This window comes from Caulobacter sp. 17J65-9, assembly GCF_010975005.1.
Taxonomy (GTDB): Bacteria; Pseudomonadota; Alphaproteobacteria; order Caulobacterales; family Caulobacteraceae; genus 17J80-11.
Map to the genome: position 1 here is coordinate 1 of NZ_JAAIVC010000146.1, position 9859 is coordinate 9859.

Genomic DNA, 9859 nt, shown 5'->3' on the forward strand with positions numbered 1-9859 from the left:
GTCGCCGCGGCCGCGCCTGGGCGACCGGCGAGGGCAACCTCGCCGCCACCCTGCTGGCCGTCACCGACCGCCGCCCGGCCGAGGCCGCCCAGGTCGCCTTCGTCGCCGCGCTGGCGGTGGCGGACGTGTTCGAGACCTGGGCCCCGGCCGCGGTCGTCTCCATCAAATGGCCGAACGACGTGCTGCTGGCGGGCCGCAAGGCCTCCGGCATCCTGATCGAGTCCGGCCCGACGCCCGACGGCCGCCTGTGGCTGGCGATCGGCTGCGGCCTGAACCTGGGCTATGCGCCTGACGACACGGAGCGGCCCGCTACCCGGCTGGCCGACCACCTGAGCGGCGACGTCGCGGCCTGTCCGACCCCGGATCAGGCCATGGAGGCCTTCCGCGCCGCCTTCGCGCGGCGGCTGGCCGACTGGGAGGCGTCCGGCTTCACGGCCGTGCTCACGGCCTGGACGGCGAAGGCTCAAGGGCTCGGCCAGGCGTGTGTGGCCCGGTTGGGCAATGAGACCATCGAAGGGATCGCCGAGGGGCTTGAGCCCGACGGGGCGCTGCGCCTGCGCACCGCCTCGGGCGAGCTGCGCCGGGTGACCGCCGGCGACGTGTTTTTCGCGGCGGCCTGAGGACGAGGGGGCGGGGACATGCTGCTGGCCATCGAGCAGGGCAACACCAACACGCTGTTCGCCGTCCATGACGGGGCGGACTGGATCGCCCAGTGGCGGACCGCCACCGAGGCCAGCCGCACGGCCGACGAATACGCCGTGTGGCTGCACCAACTGCTGCAGATGGCCGGGCTGTCGCTGAACGACCTGGACGGCTGCATCATCTCCACCGTGGTGCCGCAGTCGCTGTTCAACCTGCGCAACCTGTCGCGCCGCTACCTGCGCACCGAACCGCTGGTGGTCGGCGAGAACGCCGACCTCGGCATCGAGGTGCGCATCCAGAAGCCCTCCGAGGCCGGCGCCGACCGCCTGGTCAACGCCATCGGCGGCTTCATCGAATACGGCGGCCCGCTGATCCTGGTCGACAGCGGCACGGCCACCACCTTCGACGTAGTCGGCGAGGACGGCGGCTTCGAGGGCGGGGTGATCGCGCCCGGCATCAACCTGTCGCTGCAGGCCCTGCACTCCGCCGCCGCCAAGCTGCCCCGCATCGCCATCGAGCGTCCGAGCCACGTGATCGGCAAGGACACCGTCGGCGCCATGCAGGCCGGCGTGTTCTGGGGCTATGTCGGCCTCATCGAGCACCTGATCGACCGCATCAAGGCCGAGTACGGCCGTCCCATGACCGTCGTCGCAACCGGCGGGGTCGCCTCCCTGTTCGAGGGAGCGACGACCAAGATCGACCGGTTCGACTCCGACCTCACCATCCGCGGCCTGCTTGAAATCTGGCGGCGGAACACGAACTCCGCATCGAAATGAATCAAAAACAACAACAAGACGAACTCGTGTTCCTGCCGCTGGGCGGGTCGAACGAGATCGGGATGAACCTGAACTTCTACGGCTACGGCCCGGCGCACGCGCGCAAGTGGATCGTGGTCGACGTCGGCGTGACCTTCGGCGACCAGACCACGCCGGGCGTCGAGGTGATCGTCCCGGACGCCTCCTACATGGAGGGCGAGGACATCCTCGGCATCGTGCTGACCCACGCCCACGAGGACCACATCGGCGCCCTGGGCTGGCTGTGGCCGAAGCTGAAGGCGCCGATCTACGCCACCCCGTTCACCGCCTATCTGGTGCGCGAGAAGCTGCGCGACGCCGACCTGCTGGACGAGGTCGAGATCATCGAGGTGCCGCTGGGCGGCACGCTCAAGCTCGGGCCGTTCGACGTCACCCTGGTGACCATCACCCACTCGATCCCGGAGCCGAACGGCCTGGCGATCAAGACGCCGCTCGGCACCGTGCTGCACACCGGCGACTGGAAGATCGACGCCGACCCGGTGATCGGCGAGCGCACCGACGTCGACACCATCCGCCGCCTCGGCGACGAGGGCGTGCTGGCGATGGTGTGCGACTCCACCAACGTGTTCGTCGACGGCCACGCCGGCTCCGAGGGCGAGGTGAAGGTCGCCCTGGCCGCGCTGATCAAGACGCTGAAGGGCAAGGTGGCGGTGGCCTGCTTCGCCTCCAACGTCGCGCGCGTGGACAGCGTCGTCAGGGCCGCCGAAGCCGCCGGCCGGCGCGTCTGCCTGGTCGGCCGTTCGATGCACCGCATCACCGGCGCGGCCAAGTCGGTGGGCCTGCTGAAGGACGTGAAGGAGTTCATCCCTGAGGCGGAGGCCAAGTCCTTCCCCAAGGAGCAGATCCTCTACCTGTGCACCGGCAGCCAAGGCGAGCCGCGCGCGGCCCTGTCGCGCATCGCCGAGGGCAACCACCCGCACGTCAGCCTGGGGGAGGGGGACTCCTGCGTGTTCTCCTCGCGCGTGATCCCGGGCAACGAGATCCCGATCCGCAACCTGCAGAACAAGCTCGCCGACCGCGGCGTGCGGCTCTACACCGAGCGCGACCACCCGGGCATCCACGTCTCCGGCCACCCGTGCCGCGACGAGCTGAAAGAGATGTACCAGTGGGCGCGGCCGCAGATCGCCGTCCCCACCCACGGCGAGCGCCGCCACCTGCTCGAGCACTGCAACCTGGCCAGGGACATGCAGGTGCCGCAGGCCGTCGCGCCGCGGAACGGCGACATGGTCCGCCTGGCCCCCGGCAAGCCCGAGGTGATCGACGAGGTGCCGGCCGGCCGGCTGTTCGTCGACGGCGGCGTGCTGGTGCCGGAGGGCGGCGACGCGCTGCGTGAGCGCCGCCACGCGGCCCACAACGGCATGCTGTTCGTGTCCATGGCGCTGGACGCCAAGGGCAAGCTGGTCACCGATGTCGAGGTCCGCGGCCTCGGCTTGCCGGGCGACGAGGACTACACCATCGACGACGCCCTGGACGAACTGGCCGACGCCGCCGAGGAGGCCCTGAAGCGGCTGTCCAAGGACGACCGCGGCGAGGACGAAACGGTGGAGACTGCGGTCTCGCGGTCGGTGAAGAAGGCCGCCCAGCACATCTGGGACCGCCGCCCGATCGTCGAGACCATCGTCCTGCGCGTCTGAGCCGCGGGACGATCGGCTCAGGCGCGGACTAAAAGGCGAGAAACAAGGACCTAGTCGGGGAAACATGATCGGTCGCCTGAACCATGTCGGCGTGGCTACGCCGTCCATCGACGAGAGCGTGAAGCTCTATCGCGACCTGCTGGGCGCGACCCGTATCGGCGAGAAGTTCGCCCTGCCGGAACAGGGCGTGTGGGTCTGCTTCGTCGACCTGCCGAACAGCCAGATCGAACTGATCGAGCCGCACGGCGACGCCTCGCCCCTGCTGGGCTTCCTGGCCAAGAACCCCAAGGGCGGCCAGCACCACGTGTGCTTCGAGGTCGAAGACATCATCGCCGCCCGCGACGTCATGCGCGCCAAAGGCGCGAGCGTGCTGGGCACCGGCGAGCCGCGCATCGGCGCGCACGGCACGCCGGTGATCTTCCTGCACCCGAAGGACATGGGCGGCGTGCTGGTCGAACTGATGGAAACCCCGAAGGACGCGCACTGATGGGCCCGATGACGATGGTCGCCATCTACCTGGTCTGCTGGTGGACGGTGCTGTTCGCGGTGCTGCCGCTGGGCACCAAGACCCATGCGGAGATGGGCATCGACCTGAAGGACGGCGGCGACCCCGGCGCCCCGGTCAATCCCAACCTGAAGCGCAAGTTCATCACCACCACCTGGGTCTCGGCCATCGTGTGGCTGGTGGTCATGGTGGTGGTCTGGTCGGGCGTGATCCCGATGCCGAGCGCCCCGCCGGTTTAATCCTCCCCCTTTGGGGGAGGGGAACCACGCGAAGCGTGGTGGAGGGGGCTCGTCTGGGCGCAACGGAAGCCGCGCACTCCGCTGGAGCCCCCCACGGCGGCTTTCAGCCGCCTGCTCCCCCCAGCGCTTCGCTCGGGGGGAGATTGGTTGCCTTTGCTGCATTGCAGCGGCTAATTGGACGCTTCCTCGTTTTCGCTCCCCCGGATTCTCAGCCCATGCGCCTGTCGCGCTATTTCCTGCCTGTGCTCAAGGAGACGCCCTCCGAGGCGCAGATCGTCTCGCACCGCCTCATGCTGCGCGCCGGCATGATCCGCCAGGAGGCCGCCGGCATCTACGCCTGGCTGCCGCTGGGCTTCCGGGTGCTGAAGAAGATCGAGCAGATCGTGCGCGAGGAGCAGGAGCGGGCCGGGGCCGTCGAGCTCCTGATGCCGACCCTGCAGCTGGCCGACCTGTGGCGCGAGAGCGGTCGTTACGACGACTACGGCCAGGAGATGCTGCGCATCACCGACCGTCATGAGCGCGAGATGCTCTACGGCCCGACGAACGAGGAGATGATCACCGAGATCTTCCGCTCGTACGTGCGCAGCTACCGCGACCTGCCCAAGAACCTGTTCCACATCCAGTGGAAGTTCCGCGACGAGCAGCGCCCGCGCTTCGGCGTGATGCGCGGCCGCGAGTTCCTGATGAAGGACGCCTACTCGTTCGACCTGGACGAGGCGAACGCGCGCAAGGCCTACAACCGCATGTTCGTGGCCTATCTGAACACCTTCGCCCGCATGGGCCTGAAGGCCGTGCCGATGCGCGCCGACACCGGCCCGATCGGCGGCGACCTCAGCCACGAGTTCATCATCCTGGCCGACACCGGCGAGAGCCAGGTGTTCTGCCACAAGGACCTGGTCGACATGCCCGCGCCCGGCCCGAACGTGGACTGGGACGACCTGCAGGCGGTCGTCGACCAGCGCACGGCGCTGTACGCCGCCACCGAAGAGATGCACGACCAGGCCAGGTTCGAGGCCGAAGCGCCTGAAGGCGCTCGCCTTTCGGCCCGCGGCATCGAGGTCGGCCACATCTTCTACTTCGGCGAGAAGTACTCCAAGCCGATGAAGGCCGTGGTCGCCGGCCCCGACGGCGTCGAGCGCCCGGTGCACATGGGCTCCTACGGCGTGGGCGTGTCGCGCCTGATCGGCGCCATCATCGAGGCCAGCCACGACGAGAACGGCATCGTCTGGCCGGACCAGGTCGCGCCTTTCAAGGTCGGCCTGATCAACATGCGCCACGGCGACGAGGCGGTCGGCGCGGCCTGCGAGCAGGCCTATGCGGCCCTCACCAAGGCCGGCGTGGACGTGCTCTACGACGACCGCGACGAGCGCGCGGGCGGCAAGTTCGCCACCATGGACCTGATCGGCCTGCCCTGGCAGCTGATCATCGGGCCCAAGGGCCTGGCCGAAGGCGTGGTCGAACTGAAGCGTCGTGCGACCGGCGAACGCGAGACCTTGCCGTTGGAAGCCGCGCTGACCAAGTTGACGGCCGCGTAAGGACGAACCCCATTTGGGGGGAAGGGCGTTAGAGAGCTCAATGGCCGAGCTGCAATCCGCAAGACCCTTTTCCGCCTGGGAGCGGAACCTGGCGTTCCGCTACCTGCGCGCCAAGCGCAAGGAAGGCGGCGTCGCGCTGATCTCGATCATCTCCTTCGTCGGCATCACGCTGGCGGTGGCGGTGCTGATCATCGTGATGTCGGTGATGAACGGCTTCCGGGCCGACCTGCTGGGCCGCATGCTCGGCTTCAACGGGCACGCCTTCATCCAGGGCGCGCCGCTGAGCGCGCCGGACCGCGACGCCATGGTCGAGCGCCTGCGCGGCGTGCCCGGCGTGGTGCAGGTCTCTCCGCTGGTCGAGAACCAGGCCATCATCCTGGGCTCCGGCCAGGTGCAGGGCGCCCTGGTGCGCGGCGTCAGCCGCCGCACGCTGGAGGAGACCAAGCTGGTCTCCAAAAACATCCGCGCCGGCTCCAAGGACGGCTTCGGCGAGGGCGAGTACGGCGGCGACGTCGTGCTGCTGGGCGAAGTGCTGGCCATGAACCTGGGCCTCAGGCCCGGCGACCCGGTGACCATGATCTCGCCGTCGGGCGGCTCGACCGCCTTCGGCGCGGCGCCCCTGCGCAAGACCTTCCTGCTGGGCGGCACCTTCAACGTGGGCATGTCGCAGTTCGACGCGCTCTACGCCTACATGCCGCTGGAGCAGGCTCAGCTGTTCTTCGGCAAGGAAGGGCTGTGGGACGCGATCGAGATCACCGTCCAGAACCCTGACCAGATCGACAAGCTGAAGCCCGCCATCATCCAGGCGGCGGGCCCCGGCGCGCTGTTCACCGACTGGCGCGACCGCAACCGCGAGTTCTTCGACGCCTTGCAGGTCGAGCGTACGGTCATGCGCCTGATCCTGATGTTCATCGTGCTGATCGCGGCCATGAACATCATTTCGGGCCTGGTCATGCTGGTGAAGAACAAGAGCCGCGACATCGCCATCCTGCGCACCATGGGCGCCAGTCAGAGCGCGGTCCTGCGGATCTTCTTCATGGCCGGGGCCTCGATCGGCCTGGCCGGCACCTTCGCGGGCCTTTTGCTGGGGGTGCTGTTCTGCATCTTCATCGGCCCGATCCAGCACTTCGTGGAGTGGGTGACCGGCACGCGGGTGTTCGACCCGTCGATCTATTTCCTGGCCCAAATCCCCGCCAAGGTGGAGTGGTCCGAGGTCGCCTTCGTGGCCTTCTGGTCGATGCTGGCCGCCTGCCTGGCGACCCTGCCGCCGGCCTGGCGCGCGTCGAAACTCGATCCGGTGGAGGCGCTCCGCTATGAGTGAGCGTCCCGTTCTTTCGATCCGCGGCCTGCGCCGCACCTACGTCACCGGCGCCGGCCGGCTGGAGGTGCTGAAGGGCTGCGACCTGGACGTCCGTCCGGGCGAGGTGGTCGGCCTGATCGGGCCGTCCGGCTCGGGCAAGTCGTCCCTGCTGCACGCCGCCGGCCTGCTGGAGCACCCGGACGAGGGCGTCATCACCATCGACGGCCAGAACTGCTCGGACCTGTCGGAGCGCCAGCGCACCCGCCTGCGCCTGGCCGGCATCGGTTTCGTCTATCAGTTCCACCACTTGCTGCCGGAATTCACCGCGGTGGAGAACGTCGGCCTGCCGCTGCGCATCGCCGGCCGTCCGCGCGCCGAGTCCGAGGCGAGGGGGCGTGAGCTGCTGGTCACCTTGGGCCTGTCGGAGCGGCTGGAGCACCAGCCCTCGCAGATGTCCGGCGGCGAGCAGCAGCGCGTGGCCATCGCCCGCGCGCTCGCCAACAGGCCGCGTCTGCTGCTGGCCGACGAGCCGACGGGCAATCTCGACCCGAACAACTCCCGCGCCGTGTTCCAGGCCCTGCACGACCTGGTCCGCCAGCAGGGCGTCGCCGCCCTGGTCGCCACCCACAACATGGAGCTGGCCGGCTACATGGACCGGGTGTTCGCGCTGAAGGACGGCCACCTGGAAGAGCGCCCGGCCGAGAGCCACGCCTACTGAGCGGCTGCGCTTCGTCGCACGTGCGTCGCACGCGCGTTGAAAGACGCCGGTCTTCGTCCTAACCCTTGCTGAAAGGCGATAGGGGGAGACGATCATGCGTAACCTGCTGGCGACGACCGCGCTTGCGGCGCTTCTGCTCGCGACCGGCGCTGCGGCGCAGACGCCGGTGTCCGAACTGGCCAAGCCGCCGGCGGACGCGAAACGCTTCACCATCATGTCGCCAGCCGGCCGGCACGGCGAGATCCAGTACTGGACCGCGCCCGACGGCGCCGTGATGTCGCGGATGAGCCTGCTGCTGCGCGGCCAGGCCTGGGAGGAGGACGAGACCGTCCGCCTGGGCGCCGACGGCGCGATCGCTGAATACGAGCTGCGCGGATCGAGCCCGCAGGGCGACGTGGCGGAGACCTTCCGCGTCGCCGACGGCCTGGCCGTCTGGAAGTCGCAGATCGACGGCGGCTCGGCGAAGTACACGCGGCCCGCCTTCTACCTGCCGGCCGGCTTCTCGCCGATCGCGGGCAACCTTCCGATCGAGCGCATGATCGCCACCGGCCAGGACGTCGACATGCTGCCCGGCGGCCGCGCCCACGCCGAGAAGCTGGCCACCGCCACGGTCGGGACCGGCGCGAGCGCCCAGACCGTGACCGCCTGGTCGATCACGGGCCTCAGCGGCACGCCGTTCGCGGTGTGGACGGACGCCAACGGCGCGACCTTCGCCACCATCGGCGGCCTCAGCTTCATTCGGGCCGGCTACGAGGGCGACCAGCCGGCGCTGGAGAAGGCGCAGGATGAGGCCCTGGCGAGGAAGTCGCCGGAGCTGGCGCGCACCCTGGTCGAGACGCCGTCGGTTCCGGTGGCCTTCTACGACGTGCGCGCCTTCGTCGACGGCAAGCGCTTCGCCGAGCACCAGACCGTGGTGGTCGACAAGGGCAAGATCGTCGCGGTCGGTCCGATCGACAAGGTGAAGTTCCCCAAGGCGTCCCGGATCGTCGACGGCAAGGGCATGACCCTGACGCCGGGCCTGTGGGACGCCCACATGCACGTGGGCGACGACTACACCGGTCCCTCTGAGCTCTCGCTCGGCGTCACCTCGGTGCGCGATCCCGGCAACAACGACGCCCTGACCCAGGCCCGGCGCGCGCGCCGCGCCGCCGGCGAACTGCTGTCGCCGCACGTCTACGCCTCGTCGCTGATTGACGGGAAGGGACCCAACACCGCCCAGATCGCCAACGTCGCCGCCACCCGCGAGGAGGCGATCCAGCTGGTCGACGCCGCCAAGGCCAAGGGCCAGGTGGGCGTGAAGTTCTACGGCACCATGGATCCGGCCTGGATCGCTCCGGCGGCGGCCGAGGCCCACAAGCTGGGCCTGCACGTCCACGGCCACGTGCCGGCCGGCATGCGCCCGGCCCAGGCGATCGCCGCCGGCTACGACGAGGTCACCCACATCTACTTCGTGGCCATGCAGGCCATGCCCGACGACGTGGTGAACCACTCCAACGGCATCCAGCGCTTCCAGGGCGTGGGCCGCTACGCCAAGGACATGGACCTGAACGCCGAGCCGATGAAGTCGCTGATCGCCGACATGGCCAAGCGCGGCACGGCGGTGGACCCGACCCTGGTGGTGGCCGAGAGCCTGTTCGTCCCGGAGAACGGCGACCTGTCGCCGTCCTACGCGCCTTATGTGGGCACCCTGCCGCCGACGGTGGAGCGCGGCTTCCGCCAAGGCGGCTTCGCGCCGGCCGACGGGACCACTCGCGCCGACTTCCGCGCCAGCTTCAAGAAGCTGGTCGAGCTGGTGGGCGTCATGCACAAGGCCGGCGTGCCGATCGTGGCCGGCACCGACGGCTCGGGTCTGGAGCTGGTGCGCGAGCTGGAGCTCTACGTCGAGGCCGGCTTCACCCCGGCCGAAGCCCTGGCGGCGGCGACCTCCGTGCCGGCCCGCCTGGTCGGCGCCGACAAGCACACCGGCACGATCGCCGTGGGCATGGACGCCGACCTCGTGCTGGTCGACGGCGATCCGTCCAAGACCATCGGCGACCTGCGCCACACGCGTCTGGTCATGATGGACGGCAAGCTCATGGAAGCCGACAAGCTGCGCGCGGCCGTCGGCGTCCAGGGCCGGCCGGCCTTCGAGGCGGCGGAGTAAGCAAAACGGCGGCTGAAGGCGCTCAGGCCCAGCCCAGCGCCTTCAGCTCCGCCAGCCGGCGGCGCGCGACGGGAACTTCCAGCCCGGTGTCCAGCCGCAGCACGCCGGACCGGCCGCTCCGCGCGGAGGCGACGACGGCGGCGCGCGCCACCCACCACGAACGGTGGACCTGCGCGCCGTCCACGGCCGCCAGCTCGGCCACGGCGTCGGCCATGCGCATCAGCACCAGGGTGTCGCCGCGACGGGTGAAGACCCGCACGTAGTGGTCCTCCATGCCCAGGGCGACGACCTCCCGGCCCAGCCGCGGGGGCAGGCGCTCGAGCAGGCG

The 9859-nt window shown here is 69.7% G+C and carries 10 protein-coding genes; 9 read left to right on the plus strand and 1 reads right to left on the minus strand.

The window, feature by feature from the left end; all coding sequences use genetic code 11:
• The 9 genes from G3573_RS17180 to G3573_RS17220 form a co-directional block, all read left to right on the plus strand.
• The coding region (locus G3573_RS17180; protein ID WP_163262844.1) for a biotin--[acetyl-CoA-carboxylase] ligase at window positions 1-620 on the plus strand (620 nt) is incomplete at its 5' end.
• A gap of 18 nt (window positions 621-638) precedes the next feature.
• On the plus strand, window positions 639-1418 hold the full coding sequence (locus G3573_RS17185) for a type III pantothenate kinase (RefSeq protein ID WP_163262846.1): 780 nt from the start codon (window positions 639-641) through the stop codon (window positions 1416-1418).
• Window positions 1415-3091, plus strand: a complete 1677-nt coding sequence (locus tag G3573_RS17190) for a ribonuclease J (RefSeq protein WP_163262848.1) — start codon at window positions 1415-1417, stop codon at window positions 3089-3091. Before G3573_RS17185 ends, G3573_RS17190 begins: the two co-directional genes overlap by 4 nt.
• A 64-nt stretch (window positions 3092-3155) precedes the next feature.
• On the plus strand, window positions 3156-3578 hold the full coding sequence (gene mce, locus G3573_RS17195) for a methylmalonyl-CoA epimerase (RefSeq protein ID WP_163262850.1): 423 nt from the start codon (window positions 3156-3158) through the stop codon (window positions 3576-3578).
• The gene (locus G3573_RS17200) at window positions 3578-3835 is read left to right on the plus strand and encodes a DUF1467 family protein (protein WP_163262852.1); all 258 of its coding nucleotides are present in this window, start codon (window positions 3578-3580) and stop codon (window positions 3833-3835) included. Before mce ends, G3573_RS17200 begins: the two co-directional genes overlap by 1 nt.
• Before the next feature lie 215 nt (window positions 3836-4050).
• Window positions 4051-5370, plus strand: a complete 1320-nt coding sequence (gene proS, locus G3573_RS17205) for a proline--tRNA ligase (RefSeq protein ID WP_163262854.1) — start codon at window positions 4051-4053, stop codon at window positions 5368-5370.
• A gap of 40 nt (window positions 5371-5410) precedes the next feature.
• Entirely contained in the window at window positions 5411-6691 is a 1281-nt protein-coding gene (locus G3573_RS17210) for a lipoprotein-releasing ABC transporter permease subunit (protein WP_163262856.1), read from the plus strand.
• Entirely contained in the window at window positions 6684-7388 is a 705-nt protein-coding gene (locus G3573_RS17215) for an ABC transporter ATP-binding protein (protein ID WP_163262858.1), read from the plus strand. The genes G3573_RS17210 and G3573_RS17215 overlap by 8 nt, the downstream gene beginning before the upstream one ends.
• Window positions 7389-7482: 94 nt before the next feature.
• Window positions 7483-9531 (plus strand): amidohydrolase family protein, encoded by a 2049-nt coding sequence (locus G3573_RS17220; protein ID WP_163262860.1) that lies wholly within the window; start codon window positions 7483-7485, stop codon window positions 9529-9531.
• 22 nt (window positions 9532-9553) lie between these two features.
• Here the strand turns inward: G3573_RS17220 and G3573_RS17225 are convergent.
• Window positions 9554-9859 (minus strand): LytTR family DNA-binding domain-containing protein (locus tag G3573_RS17225; protein ID WP_163262862.1); only part of this gene is annotated, 306 nt, incomplete at its 5' end.

What these genes read in the sequence shown, in the direction of transcription:
- G3573_RS17215 (WP_163262858.1), top strand. Translation starts at nt 6,684, where the DNA reads ATGAGTGAGCGTCCCGTTCTTTCGATCCGCGGCCTGCGCCGCACCTAC.
- G3573_RS17185 (WP_163262846.1), top strand. Translation starts at nt 639, where the DNA reads ATGCTGCTGGCCATCGAGCAGGGCAACACCAACACGCTGTTCGCCGTC.
- G3573_RS17190 (WP_163262848.1), top strand. Translation starts at nt 1,415, where the DNA reads ATGAATCAAAAACAACAACAAGACGAACTCGTGTTCCTGCCGCTGGGC.
- mce (WP_163262850.1), top strand. Translation starts at nt 3,156, where the DNA reads ATGATCGGTCGCCTGAACCATGTCGGCGTGGCTACGCCGTCCATCGAC.
- G3573_RS17220 (WP_163262860.1), top strand. Translation starts at nt 7,483, where the DNA reads ATGCGTAACCTGCTGGCGACGACCGCGCTTGCGGCGCTTCTGCTCGCG.
- G3573_RS17210 (WP_163262856.1), top strand. Translation starts at nt 5,411, where the DNA reads ATGGCCGAGCTGCAATCCGCAAGACCCTTTTCCGCCTGGGAGCGGAAC.
- proS (WP_163262854.1), top strand. Translation starts at nt 4,051, where the DNA reads ATGCGCCTGTCGCGCTATTTCCTGCCTGTGCTCAAGGAGACGCCCTCC.
- G3573_RS17200 (WP_163262852.1), top strand. Translation starts at nt 3,578, where the DNA reads ATGGGCCCGATGACGATGGTCGCCATCTACCTGGTCTGCTGGTGGACG.